Source organism: Dietzia alimentaria 72 (genome assembly GCF_000226215.1).
Lineage (GTDB): Bacteria > Actinomycetota > Actinomycetes > Mycobacteriales > Mycobacteriaceae > Dietzia > Dietzia alimentaria.
Genome location: NZ_AGFF01000020.1, coordinates 25,177 through 46,600, shown reverse-complemented (window position 1 = coordinate 46,600; position 21,424 = coordinate 25,177). Strand labels below are relative to the sequence as shown.

General features: G+C 67.6%; 19 protein-coding genes and 2 pseudogenes. 6 read left to right on the top strand and 15 right to left on the bottom strand.

The window, feature by feature from the left end:
- Window positions 1-52 precede the first annotated feature (52 nt).
- Window positions 53-559, top strand: a complete 507-nt coding sequence (locus ON04_RS08360; RefSeq protein WP_010541151.1) for a MarR family winged helix-turn-helix transcriptional regulator — start codon at window positions 53-55, stop codon at window positions 557-559.
- 165 nt (window positions 560-724) lie between these two features.
- On the opposite strand, the gene ON04_RS08355 is transcribed toward ON04_RS08360, so the two are convergent.
- The 5 genes from ON04_RS08355 to ON04_RS08335 all read right to left on the bottom strand — a co-directional run bounded on the left by ON04_RS08355 (window position 725) and on the right by ON04_RS08335 (window position 6,914).
- Entirely contained in the window at window positions 725-2,161 is a 1,437-nt protein-coding gene (locus tag ON04_RS08355; RefSeq protein WP_010541150.1) for an MFS transporter, read from the bottom strand.
- Window positions 2,162-2,409: 248 nt separating this feature from the next.
- On the bottom strand, window positions 2,410-3,273 hold the full coding sequence (locus ON04_RS08350; protein ID WP_010541149.1) for a LuxR C-terminal-related transcriptional regulator: 864 nt from the start codon (window positions 3,271-3,273) through the stop codon (window positions 2,410-2,412).
- Window positions 3,274-3,295: 22 nt separating this feature from the next.
- Window positions 3,296-4,192 (bottom strand): 3-hydroxyisobutyrate dehydrogenase, encoded by an 897-nt coding sequence (mmsB, locus tag ON04_RS08345; RefSeq protein ID WP_010541148.1) that lies wholly within the window; start codon window positions 4,190-4,192, stop codon window positions 3,296-3,298.
- A 3-nt stretch (window positions 4,193-4,195) separates the two neighbouring features.
- Window positions 4,196-5,359, bottom strand: a complete 1,164-nt coding sequence (locus tag ON04_RS08340; protein ID WP_010541147.1) for an acyl-CoA dehydrogenase family protein — start codon at window positions 5,357-5,359, stop codon at window positions 4,196-4,198.
- Window positions 5,360-5,387: 28 nt separating this feature from the next.
- Window positions 5,388-6,914: a CoA-acylating methylmalonate-semialdehyde dehydrogenase gene (locus ON04_RS08335; RefSeq protein ID WP_010541146.1), complete on the bottom strand. Its 1,527-nt coding sequence runs from the start codon at window positions 6,912-6,914 to the stop codon at window positions 5,388-5,390.
- A gap of 207 nt (window positions 6,915-7,121) precedes the next feature.
- On the opposite strand from ON04_RS08335, the gene ON04_RS08330 reads away from it, so the two are divergent.
- The 4 genes and pseudogenes from ON04_RS08330 (at window position 7,122) to ON04_RS08315 (ending at window position 10,470) form a co-directional block, all read left to right on the top strand.
- Window positions 7,122-8,849 (top strand): AMP-binding protein, encoded by a 1,728-nt coding sequence (locus tag ON04_RS08330; protein ID WP_010541145.1) that lies wholly within the window; start codon window positions 7,122-7,124, stop codon window positions 8,847-8,849.
- A 56-nt stretch (window positions 8,850-8,905) separates the two neighbouring features.
- Window positions 8,906-9,470: pseudogene (locus ON04_RS16200) on the top strand (NAD-binding protein).
- Window positions 9,467-9,786 (top strand): annotated as a pseudogene (locus ON04_RS15735) (carboxymuconolactone decarboxylase family protein). Before ON04_RS16200 ends, ON04_RS15735 begins: the two co-directional pseudogenes overlap by 4 nt.
- A 24-nt stretch (window positions 9,787-9,810) precedes the next feature.
- The gene (locus ON04_RS08315; protein ID WP_010541143.1) at window positions 9,811-10,470 is read left to right on the top strand and encodes a class I SAM-dependent methyltransferase; all 660 of its coding nucleotides are present in this window, start codon (window positions 9,811-9,813) and stop codon (window positions 10,468-10,470) included.
- A 7-nt stretch (window positions 10,471-10,477) separates the two neighbouring features.
- Here ON04_RS08315 and ON04_RS08310 read toward each other — a convergent pair whose 3' ends face one another.
- Both ON04_RS08310 and ON04_RS08305 read right to left on the bottom strand, forming a co-directional pair.
- Window positions 10,478-12,496, bottom strand: coding sequence for a vWA domain-containing protein (locus ON04_RS08310; RefSeq protein WP_010541142.1), 2,019 nt, complete (start codon window positions 12,494-12,496; stop codon window positions 10,478-10,480).
- Between the two features lie 42 nt (window positions 12,497-12,538).
- A complete protein-coding gene (locus ON04_RS08305; protein ID WP_033444180.1) occupies window positions 12,539-13,945 on the bottom strand; it encodes a sigma 54-interacting transcriptional regulator in 1,407 nt (468 codons plus the stop codon).
- Window positions 13,946-13,991: 46 nt separating this feature from the next.
- Between ON04_RS08305 and ON04_RS08300 the strand changes: the two genes are divergently transcribed.
- Window positions 13,992-14,414, top strand: coding sequence for a YccF domain-containing protein (locus ON04_RS08300; RefSeq protein ID WP_010541140.1), 423 nt, complete (start codon window positions 13,992-13,994; stop codon window positions 14,412-14,414).
- Here ON04_RS08300 and ON04_RS08295 read toward each other — a convergent pair.
- The 8 genes from ON04_RS08295 to ON04_RS08260 form a co-directional block, all read right to left on the bottom strand.
- Window positions 14,405-14,860 (bottom strand): carboxymuconolactone decarboxylase family protein, encoded by a 456-nt coding sequence (locus ON04_RS08295; protein WP_010541139.1) that lies wholly within the window; start codon window positions 14,858-14,860, stop codon window positions 14,405-14,407. The two genes, ON04_RS08300 and ON04_RS08295, sit on opposite strands and share 10 nt — an antisense overlap.
- A gap of 1 nt (window position 14,861) precedes the next feature.
- Window positions 14,862-15,218 (bottom strand): GNAT family N-acetyltransferase, encoded by a 357-nt coding sequence (locus ON04_RS08290; RefSeq protein ID WP_010541138.1) that lies wholly within the window; start codon window positions 15,216-15,218, stop codon window positions 14,862-14,864.
- Entirely contained in the window at window positions 15,218-16,255 is a 1,038-nt protein-coding gene (locus tag ON04_RS08285; RefSeq protein WP_010541137.1) for a pirin family protein, read from the bottom strand. The genes ON04_RS08290 and ON04_RS08285 overlap by 1 nt, the downstream gene beginning before the upstream one ends.
- A 13-nt stretch (window positions 16,256-16,268) precedes the next feature.
- Window positions 16,269-17,174: an SDR family NAD(P)-dependent oxidoreductase gene (locus ON04_RS08280; protein WP_010541136.1), complete on the bottom strand. Its 906-nt coding sequence runs from the start codon at window positions 17,172-17,174 to the stop codon at window positions 16,269-16,271.
- Between the two features lie 66 nt (window positions 17,175-17,240).
- Window positions 17,241-18,098 carry an LLM class F420-dependent oxidoreductase gene (locus ON04_RS08275; RefSeq protein ID WP_010541135.1) on the bottom strand — a complete coding sequence of 286 codons (858 nt, stop codon included), beginning with the start codon at window positions 18,096-18,098 and terminating at the stop codon, window positions 17,241-17,243.
- A gap of 76 nt (window positions 18,099-18,174) precedes the next feature.
- Entirely contained in the window at window positions 18,175-19,299 is a 1,125-nt protein-coding gene (locus ON04_RS08270; protein WP_010541134.1) for a hypothetical protein, read from the bottom strand.
- Window positions 19,300-19,311: 12 nt separating this feature from the next.
- Window positions 19,312-20,031, bottom strand: coding sequence for a class I SAM-dependent methyltransferase (locus ON04_RS08265; protein WP_010541133.1), 720 nt, complete (start codon window positions 20,029-20,031; stop codon window positions 19,312-19,314).
- Window positions 20,025-21,401, bottom strand: a complete 1,377-nt coding sequence (locus ON04_RS08260) for a glycosyltransferase family 4 protein (RefSeq protein ID WP_010541132.1) — start codon at window positions 21,399-21,401, stop codon at window positions 20,025-20,027. Before ON04_RS08260 ends, ON04_RS08265 begins: the two co-directional genes overlap by 7 nt.
- Window positions 21,402-21,424: the final 23 nt, after the last annotated feature.

Here is a 21,424-nt window from a genome sequence, read left to right as displayed (position 1 = left end):
GGGCGGATAGACTCATGAGACCCTTCCCCGTCGCGCCACCCAGGAGTGAGCCTTGCCCCGCAGGACCGCCCCGATCCCCGACCGCATCGACCAGGCGCGCGTCAACTGGGAGCGCGAAGGCTGGATCGACGCCGCCCAGGGGATGACGGTGGTGACCTCCGTGATGCGCGCCCACCAGATTCTGCTGGCCCGCGTCGAGCAGACCCTGCGCCCGTGGAACCTGTCCTTCCCCCGCTACGAACTGTTGCGACTGCTGGCCTTCTCGCGCTCCGGGGCGTTGCCGATCACCAAGGCCTCCGAGCGCCTCCAGGTGCACGTCACCAGCGTGACCAGTGCCATGAAGCGCCTGCTCGACGCCGGCCTGGTGGAGCGTCGGCCGCACCCGACAGACGGTCGCACGACCCTGGTGGAGATCACCGCCGAGGGCCGCCGGGTGGTGGCCGAGGCGACCACCGCGCTCAACACCGGCGTGTTCGCCGATCCGGGGATGGAGCAGGACGAGCAAGTGGCGCTCATCGAGGCCATCGCGTCGCTGCGCCGGTCCGCCGGCGACTTTTGACGGAGCACCCCTCCAGCGGCGCATGTCTGCGTCGCGGCAGCGTCGTGGGTGCCCGCGTGAACCAACACAACACCGCGCCCGGCCCCCTCTCGGGTGGGGCCGGGCGCGGCTGCTCTGAGGGCGGATACCGTCAGGACCTCGATCCGCGGTGGCCGCAGGAACGGGTCACGGCACCTCGGTGGCGAGGACGCGGTCCTCGGTGATCTGCGCGTCCGCGTGCATCACGTTCTTGCTCGACTCGCTCATGGCCACCACACACAACATGGACATGGCAGACAGCAGCGAGAGCATGATTCCGACCCCGAGGGTGTTGCCCGCGGCGACCATCGCGGCGGCGGCGAGAGGCGGCAGTGCGCCACCGAGGATGCCGGCGAGGTTGTAGCCGAGGCCGGCACCGGTATAGCGGTACCGGGCCTGGAACAGCTCAGGAAGCAGGGCGCCGGCCGGACCGTAGGCGATGCCGAAGATGACCAGGGTGACCAGGAGGACAACCGCGAAGGCGATCGGCGACCCGGTATCCAGGATCGGGAACACGAACAGGGCCCAGACCATGGCCAGCGCGACCGAGGTGCCGATGACCTTCTTGCGACCGATCCGGTCCGAGTACATGGCCGAGATGGCGATTGCTCCGCCGAAGACCAGGGCGGCGACCATGCCCATGCCGAGGACGAACGGACGCGAGTGGTCGAGGTTCTTGGTGGCGTAGTTCGTCAGGAACGAGGTGCCCATGTAGAACAGGGAGAACAACGAGGTGAGTGCGCCACCGGCGATGAGGATCTCCCGCCACTGATACCGGACCGCATCTGCAAAGGGCAGGGTCTTCTTGACCACGACCCCGGTCTCCGCTCGGGCCTGGTCCTGCTTGAAGACGGGAGTCTCCTCGATGGAGATACGGATCCACAGTCCGACCAGCACGAGCACGGCGGAGAGCAGGAACGGGATGCGCCAGCCGTACTGCATGAACGGACTGTTGGCGTCGGCACCGTCACCGGCGATCAGCGAGAACAGCAGGAAGGTTCCGGAGGAGAGGAAGAACGCGAAGGCGACGCCGAGCTGCGGCCACATTCCCATCATCCCGCGCTTGCCTACGGGCGCGTACTCGGCCGTGAGCAGTGTCGCGCCCGCCCACTCGCCACCTACGGCGAAGCCCTGGAAGAAGCGACACGCGACGAGCAGGATCGGCGCCATGATGCCGATGCCGTTCTCGAATGCCCCGAACGCGCCGGTCTCGTAGCCTGGGAGGAGGCCGATGAACACCGTGGCGACGCCCATGATCATCAGCGTCCAGACCAGCGCGCGCTTCCGGCCGATCCGGTCCCCGAAGTGGCCGAACACACCGGCGCCGACCGGACGGGCGAAGAACGCCACGGCGAAGGTCGCGAACGACGACAGCGTCGCCGTGGCCGGATCCTGCCCCGGGAAGAACAGGGTCGGGAAAACCAGGGCGGCCGCCGTGCCGTAGATGAAGAAGTCGTACCACTCGATGGTCGTGCCGATCGAGGACGCGGCGGCGACCTTGGCGAGGGAGGTCTTCTGCTGGACCGGGGGGAGGTTCGGCGACTGCGGCGCCGAATCACCGGCCGGGAGGTTTGTGGTTGTCACGACAACTCCAGTGTTATGAGGGGCGCCGGGCAGGTGCTCGCCGGCATGGTCGTCAGCTCTCGACGCAGGTACGTCGATCAGTCGCAAAGGTATGTGACCGTCACCACACCCGGTACACCCGAAAGTGGATGGGGGGTGATCCGTGCCACACCGGGGTCACGGCTACCTACAGAAGAGACGGGCGCCCCCGCTCCCGCCACTGGGGCGGAACACGGGGGCGCCCGTCTCGATATTCGATGCTGGTCGACTTAAGGCAGGACTCCGAGGAGACGAGCGCGTGCGACGGACTCCATCCGCGAATGCGTGTTGAGTTTGGTGCCGATATTGCGCAGGTAGGCCTTGATCGTCTCGGGTGAGAGCGACAACCGCGCCCCCACCTCGGCATTGGAGCAGCCGAGGGCGACCTGCGCCAGGACGTCGATCTCCCGGGGAGAAAGCACTGATTTGGCCGGCACCGGAAGGTCGCCGACGCCCGGGGACCGCCCGACGCCCGCCAGCTGCGAGCCAGCCGCCAGCAGTCGCTCCCGTAGCGATGGGTCGCCCAGTTCGGCGGCGATGGCCCGCAGTTCGCCGTGTAGGACGCGGAGCTGCTCCCTGTCCGTGGTCTCCAGACCCACACTGCTCTCGGCGACTGCCAGGTCCGCCATCCGCAATCTCCGGTCCACCTCGTCGCGTACCCGGAACTCCGAGGACAACTCGGCGGCGACCGACGTGAATGTGCGTGTGACCTGGTCACCGAGCTGGGTCACGACGCGGGCGGATCCGTACAGGACCGTCCGCGCCACCCCTGAGACCATCACCGGAACCGAGATGATCGCCCGGAGTCCCTCACGCTCCACCGCCTGGGCATAGTCCCGGGTGATGTTGGAACAGTCCTCATAGTCACGCACCGTGGCGGGGCGCCCGGACATCATCACGTGCCCACCGAGGCCACGGCCCTTAGCCACCGCCAGCCCGCGCATCGCATTGGTGCGCGCCCCTATGAAACGGGTGAGCTGCGCCGTCTCTCCGTCGGCTTCACCGGCAAACACGATGGGCAGCCCGGATTCCTGCCGGACCCTGCGAAGGGCCCCCAGCACGGCATCCGCGTCGTTGGGGCGGAGGGTGGACATGATTCTCCCGAGACTGGAAGGGTCAGCTCTGCGAGGACTCGCGGATGCTGGTGATGATCGCGCTGAAATCCTTGGCGCCATTCTCCTGCGCGAACTCGTCGTACAGGGCGGCCGCCGCCGCACCCAGGGGTGCGACCGTGCCGGTGCTCTCCAGGGCCGCCAATGCGAGCCCGAGATCCTTGTTCATGAGAGCCGTGGCGAAACCCGGGGCGAAGTCATTATTGGCCGGAGACGTGGGCACCGGGCCCGGAACCGGGCAATTGGTGTGCAGCGCCCAGCTGTTACCGGTGGCTCCCGTGATCACGTCGTACAGCGCCTGATGCTCCAGACCGAGTTTCTCGGCCAGGACGAAGGCTTCGCCGATCACGATCTGGTGCACCGCCAGGACCATGTTGTTGCACACCTTGGCGGTCTGACCGGCGCCCGCGTCGCCGCAGTGGATCACCTTGCCCGCCATGGGCTGCAGGACCGGCTCGGCGGCCGCGAAAGCCTCCGGCTCGCCCCCGACCATAAAGGCCAGTGTTCCGGCCGTGGCGCCCTTGACCCCGCCCGAGACGGGCGCGTCGACCTGGCGCATCCCCGCCTCAACGGCCTTGGCGTGCACCGCCCGGGCGTCGTCGACCGAAATGGTCGAGGAGTCGATGAACAGCGTCCCCTTGGCTGCCTCCCCCAGCACGTCCTCGTAGGTCGACGTGACGAGAGCACCGTTCGGCAACATCGTGATGACGACCGACGATCCCCGAACGGCCTCGGCGGGCGACGCGCACACGGTGACACCCGCGGTCCGAGCGGCTTCCTGCGCTGCCTCGACCGGATCGAACCCGCGCACCACGTGCCCGGCCGCGATCAGGTTGGCAGCCATCGGACCACCCATATTGCCGAGACCGAGGAACGCCACGGTCAGGGATTCGTTGCTCATGTCCTACGCTCCCAGTCCGCGCGCGGCGACGGCACGGCCGACGACAACGCGCATGATCTCATTCGTCCCCTCCAGGATGCGGTGCACCCGGAGGTCTCGCACGATCTTCTCGATTCCGTACTCGGATAGATATCCGTAACCACCGAACAGCTGCAGCGCCCGGTCGGCGATATCGAAGCACCGGTCGGTCACGAACAGCTTGGCCATGGCGCACAGTTCGACGTGGTCCGGCTCCTTGGCGTCCAGCGCCGCGGCGGCGCGCCACAGCATGAGTCGGCTGGCCTCCAGCTCCGTGGCCATCTCCGCCAAAGTGAACCGGATGGTCGGCTCGTCGATGAGCGCGCCGCCGAACGCCTCACGGTCCCGCAGATGGGCCACTGCCTGCGCGTAGGCCTGCTGGGCCCCGCCCAACGAACAGGCCGCGATGTTGATCCGGCCACCGTTGAGTCCCCGCATGGCGATGGTGAATCCGAGACCCTCACCGCCGGAGTCCGCGCCACCGATCAGATTGGCGGCCGGCACGCGGACACCCTCCATGATCACCTGCGCGGTGGGCTGGGCGTTCCAGCCCATCTTCCGCTCGTCCGGCCCGAAGCTCAGACCTTCGGATCCGGCCGGGACGATGAACGTCGAGATGCCCTTGGCCCCCGAATCACCGGTCCGTGCCATCACCACGTAGACGTCCGACTGTCCGCCACCGGAGATGAACTGCTTGGTGCCGGTGAGTACGTACTCGTCCCCCTCCCGCACCGCCTTGGTCCGCAGTGCCGCCGCATCAGACCCCGCCCCGGGCTCCGTGAGGCAGTAGCTGGCGAAGAGCTCCATCGACGCGAGCTTCGGGATCCACTCCTGCCGCTGCTCGTCGGTGCCGAACTCGTCGATCATCCACACGCACATGTTGTGGATCGACAGGTATGCCGCAACCGACGGGCAGCCGCGGGCCAACTGCTCGAAGATGCGCACGCCGTCCAGACGACGCATCCCGCTGCCTCCGACCTCGTCGGAAACGTAGATGGCTCCCATGCCCATCTCGGCGGCCTCGCGCAGGACGTCCTTCGGGAAGTGGTGGGTCTCGTCCCACTCCTGCGCCTTCGGACCGATCCGCTTGTCCGAGAACTCGCGGGCGGTGTCGACGATGACCTTGTCGTCGTCATCAAGGGTGAACATGGTTGTTCCTCTCCTACAGTGAGCGGCGTCAGTCCATGGTGGGGATGACGAACTCGGCGCCATCCTTGATGCCCGAGGGCCAGCGCTGGGTGACCGTCTTGACCTTGGAGTAGAACTTGATCCCCTCCGGGCCGTGCTGGTTCAGGTCGCCGAAGCCGGACTTCTTCCAGCCGCCGAACGTGTGGTACGCGATCGGGACCGGAATCGGGACGTTGATGCCGACCATGCCCACCTCGACGCGGGAGACGAACTCGCGAGCCGCGTCGCCGTCGCGGGTGAAGATCGCCACGCCGTTGCCGTACTCGTGGTCGTTCGGCAGGCGCAGGGCGTCCTCGAAATCGGCGGCACGCACGATGGTCAGCACCGGGCCGAAGATCTCGTCCGTGTAGACGCTCATGTCAGTGGTGACGTTGTCCATCAGTGTGGGTCCGACGTAGTAGCCCTCGGAGATGTCCTCACCGTTGAACTCGCCCGTGTACGCGCCGACGCCACGTCCATCGATGAGGATGTCCGCGCCGGCTTTCTCGCCCTGGTCGATGTAGTCGAGCACTCGGGCCTTGGACTCCGGGGTCACTAGCGGGCCGTAATCCGACTGCGGGTCGTGGCTGTGGCCGACCTTGAGTGCCTTGACCTTCGGGATCAGCTTCTCGAGCAGCGCCTCGGCGGTGCCCTCGCCCACGGGGACAGCGACCGAGATGGCCATGCAGCGTTCGCCGGCCGAACCGAAACCAGCTCCGAGCAGGGCGTCCGCGACCTGGTCCAGGTCGGCGTCCGGCATGATGATCGCGTGGTTCTTGGCGCCACCGAAGCACTGGGCGCGCTTGCCCGTGCGGGCGGCGTTCTCGTAGATGTACTGCGCGATCGGCGTCGAGCCGACAAAGCCGACGGCCTTGATGGTGTCGTTGTTCAGGATCGCATCGACCGACTCCTTGTCGCCGTGGACGACCTGGAACACACCGTCCGGCAGACCGGCCTCGGTGAAGAGTTCGGCCAGGCGCACCGGCACGGACGGGTCCCGCTCGGACGGCTTGAGCACGAACGCGTTGCCACAAGCGAGCGCCGGACCGGCCTTCCACAGCGGGATCATGGCGGGGAAGTTGAACGGCGTGATGCCTGCGACCACACCTAGGGGCTGGCGCATGGAGTAGACGTCGACTCCGGTACCGGCGTTCTCGGTGAACTCACCCTTGAGCAGGTGTGGAGCGCCGATCGAGAACTCGATCACCTCGAGGCCGCGCTGGACGTCGCCGCGTGCATCCGGGGTGGTCTTCCCGTGCTCGATCGCGAGCAACTCGGCCAGCTCGTCCATGTTCTGGTTGACCAGGTCGACGAACCGCATGAGCACGCGGGCGCGCTTCTGCGGGTTCAGTGCCGCCCACCCCTTCTGGGCGACGGCGGCCTTGGCGATCACGTCGTCGACCTCGGCGGTCGACGCCAGCGGCACCACGGCCTGGGCCTTGCCGGTGCTCGGATTGAGCACCTCATGCGTGCGTCCGCCCGTGGCAGCGACCCGCTTTCCGTTGATGTAGTGCTCGATCTGCCTGAGGTCCGACATGGATGTCCCTTCGTCAGTGGGGCCGCGTGCACCGAATGGCCGCGCACCCTCTCCCGTGATACCGATCACCCTATACTTGCATCTCCTAGTAATCCAGGGACGACCGCCGGACCGGCCGGCGCCTATCCCCTTTCGGGTGTACCGCGGACGGGTTGACCACACATACTGTGAGCCAACTCACTTCAGGACCCGTCGACAGGAGCATCCATGTCCCCGCTCTCCACCGAGGCCACCACCCGGTTCCGTACCGCCCGCGACTTCCTGCAGGCCCACGCGGATGACTACGACGTCGCCCGGGCCGACTTCGCGTGGCCCGAGCTGGACGAATGGAACTGGGCGCTCAACTGGTTTGACGTCCAGGCCGAGGGCAACAACGACCCGGCACTGTGGATCGTCGAGGAGAGCGACGCCGCCGATGGCGGGCCCCCCACCGAGGCCAAGTACTCGTTCGACGAGATGCGCGTCCGCTCCGACCGAACAGCCAACTGGCTGCGGGACTCGGGGGTCGGGCCCGGCGACCGGATCCTGCTCATGCTGGCTAACCAGGTCGAGCTCTGGGACGTGATGCTCGCCGTGATCAAGCTCGGCGCGGTGGTCATCCCGGCCACCACGCTGCTGGCCGAGGGCGATCTTCGTGACCGCATCTCCCGCGGCGGCATCAAGCACGTGATCGCCCGCTCCGAACTGGCCGACCGCTTCGCGTCCATCCCCGGCGACTATCAGCGCATCTCGGTGGGCGGCGCACCGGACGACTGGACTGGTATCGCCGGCGCAATGAACGCCTCACCCGACTTCTCGCCGAGCCACACCACGCGGGCCGACGACACGCTGCTGCTCTACTTCACCTCCGGGACCACCAGCAAACCCAAGCTCGTCGAGCACACGCACGCCTCTTACCCCGCGGGTCACCTGTCGACCATGTACTGGATCGGTCTGCAGCCGGGCGACATCCACCTCAACGTGTCCTCCCCCGGCTGGGCCAAGCACGCCTGGTCCAACGTGTTCACACCATGGATCGCCGGCTCCTGCGTGTTCATCTACAACTACTCACGCTTCGACGCGACCGCGATGATGCGCGAGATGGACCGTTGCGGCGTGACAAGTCTCTGCTGCCCACCCACCGTGTGGCGCATGCTCATCCAGGCGGACCTGGGACAGTTGCGAACGCCTCCACGTCTGGCCGTGGGCGCCGGCGAGCCCCTCAACCCTGAGGTGATCGACCGGGTCCGTAGCGCCTGGGGCGTGACGATCCGCGACGGGTTCGGCCAGACCGAGACCACCGTGCAGATCGCCAATACCCCCGGCCAGCCGATCAAAGACGGGTCGATGGGCCGGCCGTGCCCCGGCTTCGACGTGGCGCTGGTCGACCCCGCCACCGGGGAGGAGGTGCTCGGCGACGGCGCCGAGGGCGAGATCTGCCTCCGCCTGGACCCCCGCCCCCTCGGCCTGATGGTCGGTTACCACGGAGACCCAGAACGGACGGACGCCGCGTATGCGGACGGTTTCTATCACACAGGCGATGTGGGCGCCCGGGACTCGGACGGCTACATCACCTACATCGGCCGCACCGACGATGTGTTCAAGTCCTCGGACTACCGGATCTCACCGTTCGAGCTGGAGTCGGTTCTGCTGGAGCACCCGGCGGTGGCCGAGGCGGCGGTCGTCCCCTCACCCGACCCGATGCGACTGTCGGTCCCCAAGGCGTTTGTGGTGCTGGCCGGCGGCTGGGCACCGACCGAGGACACAGCCCGGGAAATCTTCGAGTACTCGCGCACCCACCTGGCCGGGTACAAGCGCATCCGCCGCCTGCAGTTCACGGACCTACCCAAGACCATCTCGGGCAAAATCCGGCGGGTCGAACTGCGCCGGGGCGAGTCCGATAACGGCCCGTCCGTCGACTTCCCCGGCGAGTTCCGCGAAGAAGCCGTGCGCTGACCTCACAAGTCAGAGCGACCTCCCCCGGCCCCGTCGGCTTCATCGGCCTGGGCAACATGGGCGCACCCATTGCCCGGCGGCTACTGGCCTGGCCCGGTGGGCTGGCGGTGTGCGACGTACGCACCGACGCCACCGAGCCGTTCGTGGCCGAGGGCGCGACCGCCGCAGCCCGTCCACGCCGGCGAGGTGGGCGCGGGCACGCGGATGAAGCTGGCCCGCAACCTGCTGCACTTCATCTCCTTCGCCGCCACCGCGGAGGCCTCACGCCTTGCCGAGGCCGCGGGCCTCGACATCGCCAAGCTGGGACGGGTGGTCCGCCACACCGACGCCATCACCGGAGGCGCCGGAGCCGTGATGTTGCGCGAGACCACCGCACCGATCCCCGAGAACGACTTCTGGCACGGCGTGTTCACCCACGTCCGCGGTCTCGGCGAGAAAGACTTGTCGCTGGCTCTGGGACTGGTTGACCGGATGGGCGTGGACCTGCCGCTCGGCACCCTCGCGCTACGCGACCTGGGCGCCGGCTTCGGCGTGGGGCCGGGTGAGATCGCGCTGCGAGCCGGCGCGGGTACAGGCGCGCACGACACGAGTAACACCGACGACGACGAGGAGATGCGATGAGTGACGCCGCAGAGACCGGGATGAGCCGGGAGCGCGCACACGGGCTGGCGATGATGACCGAGGCCTACGGCTTCGAGATGTCCGACGGGCCGGGTGACTACTTCGCGGAGACGGCGGACCATCTGTTCGGCAGGACGTGGCCGACATCCAGGTGGGCGCCGCACTGGGCAACGGTGAGCTGACGCCGGAGGAACTGGAAGAGATCGTGCTGTTCCTCTGCTACTACGCAGGGTGGCCGAACGGCACCAAACTGGGCAACGTGGTGGGCCCGCACGTGGCGCGCGCCCGCAAGACCGCCCGCCGCGCCGAGAGCTGAGAGGTGCCTACTAGGTTGGTGCCCATGACCGCACCCGAGATGACCCCCGCGCTGCTCGCCGCGGCGCTCGCCGCCCCCGGCTTCATGCCCCTCGAAGAGGGCCACACCCTGTATGAAATCGCCTGCGAGTACCTGGGCGACGGGGTGGGCGTCGAGATCGGCACCTACTGCGGTCGGTCGACGGTGTTCCTGGGTGCTGCTGCCCGCGTGACCGGCGGCAGCATCGTGACCGTGGACCATCACCGGGGCTCCGAGGAGCACCAGCCCGGTTGGGAATACCACGACTCCGACCTCGTGGACCCGCACACCGGCCGCCTGGAGACCCTCGGCGCGTTCCGGCACACCATCTGGGACGCCGGGCTCGACGACGTGGTGACCGCGGCAGTGGGCACCTCCCGCCAGGTCGCCCGCGTATGGGGTAAGCCCGCCTCGTTCGTCTTCATCGACGGGGGCCACTCATCCGAGGCCGCGCAGGCAGACTACGAGGGCTGGGCCCCGTGGGTGGAGGTCGGCGGCGCACTGCTCATCCACGACGTCTTCCCCAACCCCGAGGACGGCGGCCGTCCGCCATACGAGATCTACTGCCGGGCCCTCGATTCGGGCCAGTTCACCGAGGTCCGGGCCGTGGACTCGCTCCGGGTCCTGCGGCGCGATTCCGGCGAGGTCGGGGCAGCTCTGCCCTGATCCAGGGTCACACGGCCCACCGGCCGAGGGCGCTCCACGGGTCGCCCGCTCCCGGCCGTCCGCGCCTGGTGTCGAGGAACCTGCCCACCACGGCAGCCCCGAGGTCGTCGACGTCGGGCGCCACAACCGTGCCACCGGCCCGGCGTGCGAGCGCATCGAGGAACCGTGACAGCCCTGGATCCTCGCCCAGCCGGAAGATGGTCGTGCTGGCTCCCGAGCGGGCCACCCGGTCCAGTTCGTCGACGGTGGTGCGGAGCGTTTCCGGGTCCGGCGGATACGCGAACCACGGCTCGCCTCCACCGAGCAGGTGTGCGGTGGGTTCACCGTCGGTGACGATGAGCAGGACCGGCTGCATCGTCGGATGCTCCCGGAAGAACCGTCCCGCCAGAAGCAACGCGTGATGCAGGTTCGTGCCCGCCTCGTAGCGGGCGTCCAGCGACAGCAGGTTCTCGATCGTGCGCGTCTGTGCGAGCCTGCCGAACGAGATCAGCTGCAAAGTGTCCTGCCGGAACCGCGTGCTGATCAGGTGATGGAGCGCCAGTGCCGTGCGCTTCATCGGCACCCAGCGACCCTCCATCGCCATGGAGAACGACGTGTCCACCAGCAGTGCCACGGCAGCCTGCGTTCGCGCCTCCGTCTCGCGGACCTCGATGTCCTCGGGCATCAGCCGGATCCCGGTGTCGGATATACCGCCCTCGGCCGCGATCCGGGTGAGCGCGTTGCTGACGGTCCGTGGCACATCCCACGACTCCACATCCCCGAATTCCCACGCCCGGCTCGCGCCCGACTGTTCGCCCGCCGCCCCGGACATCCGCGTCTCCCGCGCACCGGCGCGCCCGGAAAGCCTGCGGGCGGCGTCCCGCAGCAATGACCCGCCGAGCTTGCGCACCGCCGCCGGAGACAGCCTGAGGTCGCCGTCGGGTCGCCTACTGAGGTACCCGGACTCGCGCATCTGCTGCTCCAACCGGGCCAGGGTCCGCACGGAGACCGCCGCCTCCCGTCCGAGGTGGCGAGACACCGCCTCCAGATCGAGTTCGGACAGGGGCGAGCCGTCGCCCCGGGAGAGCTGCTCCGCGAGCCGGTCCAGGTCGCCAAGTTCGGCCATCGCGGCCGCCCCCTCCGACATGCCGAGGCCCTCCTCACCCTCGAACTCCTCGGATCCGTCCCAGTCCTCACCTGGTCGCAGGGTCTGCAACAGTCCGTCGAGCCTGTCGAGGTGCTGCATGAGCTCGGGCGAGCCGAAGGCCTGCTGGGACAGGGCCATCAGTTCTTCTCTTTGCTCCGGGGACAGCGAGCGCATCATGCGCTGCGCGGCGGCTGATCGTTTGGCCAGGGTGTCGATCAGTTCCTGGATGCTCTCGGGCTGTTCGGGGAAGGCGTCGCCGTGCTTGTCCGTGAAGCGGTCAAAGTCCTCGGGGGTGTCCTCGCCGCGGGCGTGCTTGTCCAGAAGGTCGGTGAGGTCGCCGAGCATCTCCGACACAGCGGCCCTGTCGGCATCAGTGGCGCCGGCCAGCGCCTTCTTCATCCCATCGAACCGCGCGTCCAGCGCCTCTGCGCCGAGGAGGTCCTGAATCCGCCGGTACGCCTCGCGCGCCTCGGTGGAGGCCCAGTCGTAGTCTGCTAGCTCCCCCACGGCGGCGGCTGGCGACTCCGGGAGATTCTCGATGGTCATCTCCCGCAGCGTGCGGTCCATCGGATCCATCTGGGTGTCGCGGGCGAGTTGCCCGCGCTCGGCGAGCAGTGCCTGCTCCAGGAGCGTGGACACCTCGTCGAGCGTGCCCCCCAGACGGTTCCTCTCCAGCAGTTCCCGGCGTCGCCGCTGAACACGACCCGCGAGTTCGTCCAGCCCGGTCTGGTCCCGGCCACCGCGTCGCAGAAATTCGCGCATCGATTGCTCGGCCGAGTACCCGTCCATCACTCCCGAGGAGACTGCGTCCAGGGCCTCGGACAGATCGAGGGGAGGCGCCAGCGGGTCGGGGCCGCCGACGTACCGCCCGTAGCGGGCCCCGCGTTCTGGTCGCGGCATCTCGCATCTCCTGCTCCCCGGTGGCTCGTCGCCGCCGGTGTCTCAGCCGTAGACGGCCTCGCCGTCGCCGGTCTCCTTGGACAGTCGCCGGGAGAGGTACAGCCCCTCTAACGCCAGTTCGATAGCGCCGGCACGGTGCCCGGCGTCGGTGGCCCCGGCCCTGGCGGCGATCTCGTCGTACAGGCCCGGTTCGCGGAGCTCGGGGAGCGCCGCAAGGAACTCGGCAGCCGTCACGTCGGCGCCGGTGGTGAGCGTGACTGTGCCGTCAAAGACCTCGACGAGCGGCGCCAGGTCGAGGCCTCGGAACAGGCCGCGCACCACGTCTACGGTGGCGAGGCGGAGCAGATATTGCAGAATCTCGGCCTCGCGACCCTCTTCACCGGGTTCGAACTCGATCTTGCCGCGGAGCACATCGACTGCAGCCTCCACGTCGACGAGCCGGGCCACCGACTCCCCCGGCCCGTCGGCCCCACGCACGGCTGCCCGTCGCCGGGCGGCGGCCGCGATGGTCTCCGCCGCAGCGATGGCCACGCGGGCCGAGACACCGGACGCCTGGTTGACTGAGTCCGAGGTACGCAGTTCACGGGTGAAGCGGGCGAGCAGTTCCATCAGCGCATCGGGTACCTGCGCCGCCAGGTCTGCCTCCTGCCGCACGACCTCGATCTCGTCAGACAATTCGAGGGGATAGTGCGTGCGGATCTCGGCGCCGAAGCGGTCCTTGAGCGGGGTGATGATTCGACCGCGGTTGGTGTAGTCCTCCGGGTTCGCCGAGGCGACCACCAGTAGGTCCAGCGGCAGACGCAGGACGTAGCCGCGGATCTGCACGTCCCGTTCCTCCATGACGTTGAGCAGGGCCACCTGGATGCGTTCGGCCAGATCCGGCAGCTCGTTGAGCGCCACGATGCCGCGGTTGGCGCGCGGGATCAATCCGTAGTGGATGGTCTCCGGATCGCCCAGTCTGCGTCCCTCCGCGACCCGCATCGGGTCCACGTCGCCAATCATGTCGGCCACGGAAGTGTCCGGGGTGGAGAGTTTCTCGACGTAGCGTTCACTGCGATGCCGCCATTCCACGGCCAGCGCGTCGCCTTCAGAGGCGATCCTCCGTCTGGTGGGCTCGGTGATCGGGGCGAGCGGGTCCTCCCACAGCTCGGTTCCGGCCACGACGGGCGACCATTCGTCGAGCAGTCCCACCAGGGTCCGCAGCAGGCGCGTCTTACCCTGACCGCGTTCGCCGAGCAGCACGATGTCGTGTCCGGCGATGATCGCGCGCTCCACCTGCGGGATGACCGTGGACCCGAAACCGTGCATACCTGGCCAGGGGTCGCGCCCGGCGGCGAGAAGCGCGAGAAGGTTCTCGCGCAGTTCCTCGCGCAGGGTGCGGCTGGTGTATCCGGCGGCGCGCAGCTCGCCGAGAGTCCTGGGGGTCGGCTTGTCGCTCACACCGCCCACCGTAGCCGCGCTGCGCCGGTCGTGCCCGCTGACCTACAGTGACGGGATGCGCGCAGTCCTGACATTGGTCTTGAACATCATCTGGTTGCTGACCGCCGGGCTGTGGCTCTTCGTCGGTTATGTGGTGGCCGGAATCCTGGCGTTCATCTTCATCATCACGATTCCGTTCGGTGTCGCGAGCTTCCGCCTCGCCGGCTACGTGCTGTGGCCGTTCGGACGCGAAGTTGTCTATCGGGGTCAGACGGGCGGCGCCGGCACCGTTGCCAACGTGGTGTGGTTCCTCATCGCTGGACTGTGGCTCGCGCTCGGCCACATCAGTTCGGCGCTCGTCCAGGCGGCCACCATAATCGGCCTGCCGCTGGCCTGGGCCAACCTCAAGCTGATCCCGGTGACGTGCTTCCCCTTCGGCAAAGAGATCGTGCGCTCTGGCCGCTCGTCGATGGTGCCGGTAACCGGGCGTCAGTCCTGAATACGGGGCTGGTGTCCGCTGGCGATCGACACCCTATTGAACGAGTTGATGAGAACTATCGTCCACTCCAGCGACGCGACCTGATCCTTGGTGAAGTGCTCGGCTGCCGCGTCCAGGGCGGCCACTCGCTCGTCCACGTCGTCGAGTCGGGTCAGCGTCTCCGCCAGACGGAGCGCGGCGCGCTCGGGGTCGCCGAAGTTATGAAGATCCCGCCAGGCGGGCAGGAGGTCGAGTTTACCCGCGGGGACCCCGGCTTCGCGCGCGGCCGGGACGTGGGTGGCAAGGCACGCCGCGCAGCCGTTGATCTGTGAAACCCGGACGTTGACCAGTTCGAGCAGCGCCTCATCGAGTCCGGCCTCCGTGGAGGCCTCGCGAGAGGCGACCGCGGTGCGCACTAACTGCTTGTAGACGTCGCGCTGGATGCGATCGAGTTGGGGGACAGCCATGTCAGGCGCCCTGCTCGCGCAGCCAGGCCAGGTCGTCACGCGAAGGTGTGCGGTAGGTACCTGCGAACTCCTCGGCGTTCTTGTCCAGGAATCCGCTGACCATGGAGCAAACCGGGACGATTGTCAGCCCCTCCGCGCGAGTGGCCTCAACCGCGCCCCGCACGAGTGCGGTGCCCATGCCCCGCCCACCGAACTCCTCGTCAACAACAGTGTGATGGAAGATCCGGTCGCCGTCGCGCTGGCGGAAGTGGGCGTGCCCGGCCACCTCGCCGGACGCGTCCCGGATCTCGAAGGCGTCGTCCGAACCTGAGCGTTCGACGGCGACTGAGGCGCCGGTCTTGTCGGTGTATCCGGTCATCAGAGGTTTCCTTCAGTCGATCGGGCCCGCGCATCGGGGTTGATGCGGGGCTTGAGAGTGGTGTTGGGCAGTCTTGGGGCGGGCAGCCGGGTGAGCCCCTGCGGGTCATGCCCGATGTAACCGTCGACTCGTCCGAATCGGTCGGCCCCGGCCTCCCACTCCTGGCGGTATCTGGCGATCTCGTCATGCGTGCGCCCGATGAAGTTCCACCACATGATGATCTCGTCCTCGAACGGGGTTCCACCGATCAGGACGGTGCGACCCGGGGTGGTGCCGGTATTGCGGAGGGTCAACGAACTTTCTCCGACGCCCGTGTAACCGAGCTGGGTCGGTTCAACTGTCACCCCCTCGAGCGTGATATCGCCTGCGTCTACCAGGAGGCCGTGTTCGAAATCGGGGTCCACATCCAGCGTCAGTTCGGCACCGGGGTCCAGGCGAATTTCCGCACCGAGGAGAGGGGTGAAGGTACAGACCGACGACGACGAGCCCAGAAGCGTCCCCATGAACACCAGCGCGGATCCACCGGGGAACGTCACGGGGTCGGGCACGTAATGGTCGAATCGTCGACCACTGGACTCCCTGTGCGCGTCGGGGAGGGCGGTCCAGAGCTGCACCCCGTGCAGCGTGGTGGTGTCCTGGGTCGATACTTCGGTGTGGCAGATTCCCGCACCAGAGGTCATGAGGTTGACCTCGCCTGGACGCACGACGGCGTGGGTGTCCCCGGAGTCGTGGTGGGTCACGTTCCCCTCGAACAACCAGCTCACGGTTTGTAGTCCGGTGTGTGGGTGGGAGGGAACGTCCATCCCACCACTGACAGAGACGTCATTCGGCCCGTAGTGGTCGACAAAGCACCAGGCTCCGATGAGCGAGCGCTGCCGCTGGGGCAGGGTCCGCCTGACGGTCATGGCCCGGGGCCCGCCGAGCGGGACATCACGCGAGGTGATGATCTCGACCGCGGCACCGCCCGGCCGGGGACCATTAGGTGCTCCGCCTGCTTCGCATTCGATCTCGTCAGGGTGCGGATCCAGGTTGCTCATGCCGTCTCCTCGCTCATTCGACGACCTCACTCATGCCCGCCTGGGCCTCCATGGACTCGCGTTCCATCTCACGCGTCTTGGCATCGATCCGACCACCCAGCGCCAACGCGAGTGCCTTGTCCACCAGCGGCACCGGCAGGTGGTCGAGGAGTCGGCGACCCAGGTTCCAACGGACGGCGTAGCGGTGACGGGGGCGGGCGGTGGTTCCGGCGGTCCACACCGCCTGCGCGAGGACCGCCGGGTCAGAGGCCGCGTCGTCCTCCCCCGCAGCCATCTCCCCCATCACCTCGGCCATCGCCGCGAACACTGAACCGCGAACGGTGGATTCCTGGAATCGACGACGAATCGAGGCGGTCATTCCGGTGCGGAACGGGCCCGGCTGCACCACGACGACGTCCATGCCGAGGAACATCAGCTCGCGCCGTAGTGCGTCCCCGTAGGCCTCGATCGCGTGCTTACTCATCGCGTAGGCGCCGTTCATAGGCATACCGTGCTGCGGGCCGGTCTCAGAACTGATGAGCACAACCCGCCCGCCGCTTTCGCGCAACAGGTCGAACAGGGCGTGGACGGTGCGGACGGTGCCCATGACGTTGACGTCCAACACCTTCTGCACCCGCTCGGGGTCAGTCTCACCAAGCGGGCCGATGCCTAGGATTCCGGCGAAGGTGATCACAGTGTCAAGGCGACCCAGGTCGCTACGCACGCGATCCGCGAGGCCGGTCATCGCGGCGGCGTCGGTGACATCCGCGGCGAGCGGCGTGATGTTGGTTCCTCCGGCTGGAGCCTTCAGGTCAACAGCGACGACTCGCCAACCCCGAGCCGCGTAGAGGGAGGCGGTTGCGGCGCCGAGCCCACCGCCAGCTCCCGTAATGACCACGACCGGTGCGACAACTGGGGCGGAGGAACCGTTGTTGTCCATAGCCTCATCGTACCGACGACCACCGACACGATTCCGGTGATGAACCACTCCGGTCACCTGAGAACGTCAGGCGATCGCGTCCAGTCCGAGCTTGCCCGCTAGACGCTCAATGTAGGCGAGCACCTCGTCCTCGGCGCGGTCCGGCGTGCCGTACACCAGCTCGTGGACGCCGAGCTCTCGGTACGCGTCGATCTTCTCCGGGATCGGCTTGCCGTCGAGAACCACGATGTACGGCTCACCCTCACGTCCGGCCTCCGCCCACAGCTCACGGAGCTTTCGCACACTGCCGGAGATGTCGTCAGAGATCGGGGTCGTCATCCAGCCGTCGGCGCTGCGGCAGATCCACTTGAGGTTCTTCTCGTTCCCCGCCGCCCCGACGAGCGTGAGCGGGCCGGGCTTCCGGACGGTTTTGGGCCACGCCCAGCTGGGACCGAAGTCGACGAACTCACCGTGGTACTCGGCTTTGTCGTGGGTCCACAGCTCCCGCATCGCTTCGAGATACTCGCGGAGCATGGTGCGACGTCGCTTCGGCGGGACGTTGTGGTCGGCCATCTCGTCGAGATTCCAGCCGTATCCCACCCCTAGAACGGTGCGCCCGTCCGAGAGGTGGTCCACCGAAGCGATGGTCTTGGCCAGCGTGATGGGATCGCTCTCGACCGGGATTGAGACCGCGGTGCCGAGGCGGATCGTCGAGGTGACGGCGGCGGCAGCCCCCAACGCGACCCACGGGTCGAGAGTCCGCGAGTACCGCTCATCGGGCAGTTCCGCGCCCCCGGTCCCGGGGTGGGCCGCCTCCCGCCGGACCGGGATGTGGGTGTGCTCCGGCACGTAGAACGCCGAGAAGCCGGCGTTCTCGGCGGCGACCGCGGCCGTGGTCGGGCGAATTCCCCGATCACTGCTGAACAGTGTCAGTCCGAACTCCATACGTTCTACCTCATGCGCGTCCGGCGCGACGACTGACACCTGATCAGACAGGTGTCCAGCCGTGGCTTCCGGAAGACTAACGCACAACGCCTGCCGGTAGGCACACCTCGTCCGGAGCGCATTCTGCGGGATCTCCAGGCTGGGACCGCAGGAGTTCCATGGTGTGGTCGGACACGTAGCGGAAGATCTGGTTACCCGGCGTGGTGCGCGAGAGCGCGTCTGCGGCCAGCAGCATGACCGCCGCAGTCCAGGTGCTCAGCTCGACGGGCCACCGCTTGCCGTCCGCGAAGACCAGACCGGTCCAGTAGGAACCGTCGTCGTCGCGCAGATGCTGCATGTTGGTGAATTGCTCGAGCGCCAGATCATGCATGCCGGCCGCCTCCAGGGCGAGCACCAACTCACACGTCTCGGCGCCGGTGACCCAGGGTCGGTGATCGACGCACCGGATACCCAGTCCTTCAACCACGAAATCGTCCCACCGTGAGTCGATTCGCTGGCGCGCCTGGTCCCCCACCATCACGCCCGCCAGCACCGGGTAGTACCAGTCCATCGAGAACTCTGTTTTGGGGGTGAACAGTTCTGGGTGTGCGCGCAGTGCGTGCCCGAGCCTGTCCGCGGCGTGGGCCCATTCCGCTCCGTCTTCCCCGAGCGCCTCCGCGATCACCACGCCACACCGCAGCGAGTGATGGATACTCGACGACCCGGTGATCAGGGCCTCATCACAGTAGCCGCGTTCACTCGAGCCCCACCACATCTGCCCCGCAGGGCCCTGGTGTGCCAGGACGAGGTCCAGCGCCCGGCGTACCGTGGGCCACATCGACTCGAGAAACCCGGGCGTCGCCGAAACCATGTGGTGATGCCACACGCCCACCGCGATGTAGGCGCAGAAATTGGAGTCGGTATCCGAGTCCACGATTTCGCCGTCCTGCCACTTGACGGGCCAGGATCCGTCCGCGCGCTGACTGTCCCGCAGGAAGCCGTAGGCCTTCTCCGCAGCCTCCCACTGGCCTGCGACCGACAGGCCCATCGCGGACTCCACGTGGTCCCAGGGATCGGTATGGCCCCCGGTGAACCATGGGATCTCGCCGTTCGGCTTCTGCACCGAGGCGATCCACTCACCGGTCGCACGCGCGGCCTCCGCGTCGAGGACGCCCGGGACGCTGGGGACGGGACGGGGACGGACGACGCCGTTAACACTCATCTGCACGGACGATCAGGCCTCCACGGGCTTACGCAGATAGAACACGATGGACTTCCCCATCACAGGGTTGAGGAGCTTTTCCGCGGTCCGCGTGACCCACGGCCCCTTCATCAGGTCCCACACCAGCAGCTTGTGGTACGCCTTCGGGAGCGGGTGGTCGTCGTTCTCGGTACCCACGGCGCACTTGAGCCACCAGTAGGGCGCGTGCAGTGCGTGTGCGAAACCGGTGCCTGTGACCTCCAGGCCGGCCGCGCGGAGCTTGTAGCTCAGCTCCTCGGCCGTGTAGATGCGGCAGTGCCCGCCCGGGTTCGAGTGATACGCGTCTGAGAGTTTCCAGCAGAGCTTCTCCGGCCATTCGCGAGGCACGGTGACCGCGGCAACGCCGCCCGGCTTGAGGATGCGCACGAGTTCAGCGATCGCCTTGGTGTCCTCGGGGACGTGCTCGAGCACCTCGGAGATCAGGACGAGGTCGAAGGTGGCGTCGTCGTACGGCATCGCCAGCGCATCGCCGGTCACCGCTTCGCCCTTCGACTCCGGCAGTCCGTGCCCCTCGGCTTCCATAGCACCGATCATGTCCGCGACCTGCTGCATTTCTTCAGCGTTCTGATCGAACGCTGTCACATCGGCTCCGCGCCGGTAGAGCTCGAAGGTGTGGCGGCCGAGACCTGCTCCCACATCGATGGCTCGCATGCCGGGGGTGACCCCCAGACGGTCAAAGTCAGCGGTCAACATGCGGCGTCCTCCTGTTTGCGGATGTCATACTCTCCGGAACCCCCCGGAAGCACCTCGGACACGTCGTCGGTGACGTGCTCGTCTAGCTCGGCCTGATCCGGTCCGAGAACCGGTCCGTCCGTTAATTCTGGTGGTCTCTCGCCGCGAACACGTGCGATCGCCGCCTCGTAGACCTCGGCGGTCCTGCGGGCCACCGCGGCCCAGCTGTAACGCTCCATGACGCGGGCTCGTCCCCCCTCGGACAGCCTGCGCCGCTCCGCCGGGTCGGCCAGGAGCGCACTGATCTCGTGGGCGAGCCCGTCGATGTCGCCCGGCTCGACCAGGCGGGCCGCGATGTCATCGGTGCCCACGACCTCAGGCAAGGCCCCCGCACGGGAGGCGATGAGCGCGCATCCACTGGACATGGCCTCCACCGCCGGTAGGGAGAATCCCTCGTACATGCTGGGCACCACCGAGATCTCGGCGCTGCCGACCAGCTCGGCGAGCTCGTCGTCGTCGACCCCCGACACCAACTCCACGGCGTCACGCAGTTTCAACGAGTCCAGCAGCTTGGCGGCCTCACCCTTGGGCTTGAGCTTGGAGACCAGGGTCAGCCGCACGCCGGGGTGCTCCTCACGGACCTTGGCGAGGGCACGAAGCAGAATCGGCACACCCTTGAGCGGCTGGTCCGCGCTGGCCACACACACCAGTCGGCCCGGCTCACGCTCACGGCGATTATGAAATCGGTCGGTGTCCACGCCCAGCGGAATGGTCACGATCCGGTCCGGGTCGACGCCGAAGTCGGTGGCGATGTCTACGGCGGAGTTGGACGAGACCGTGATGATCTCGTGCAGTCGACGCGAGACCCGCTTCTGCATACCGAGAAAGCCGAACCAGCGCCACGTGGTGATCTTCTTGTGGAGAGGAGCCTCTTTTAACGCCAGTTCGCGGTCTCGCGTGATCGGGTGATGGACAGTGGCGACCACGGGGAAGCCTGCCTTCTCCAGGTCGAGCAGGCCGGTGCCCAGACATTGGTTGTCGTGCACCACATCGAAATCTGCGAGTCGGGAACTCAGTGTCCGTGCCGCGCGCTTGCTGAAGGTCCGGGGCTCGGGGAACCCGGCGGTCCACATAGTGACCACCTCGAGCACGTCGATCCCATCGCGGATCTCCCGGGGGTGCGGGGTGCGGAACGGATCGGCGTCGTTATACAGGTCGAGGCTCGGGATCCTCGTCAGGCTGGGGCCCGGATCGAGCTCCGGATACGGCTGACCGGAGAACACCTCGACGGTGTGCCCGAGGGCCGCCAGTTCACGGCTCAGGTGCCGGACGTAGACGCCCTGGCCACCGCCGTGTGGCTTGCTCCTATACGAGAGCAGTGCGATCCGCACGTCCGATCGCCTCCTTTCCGGTC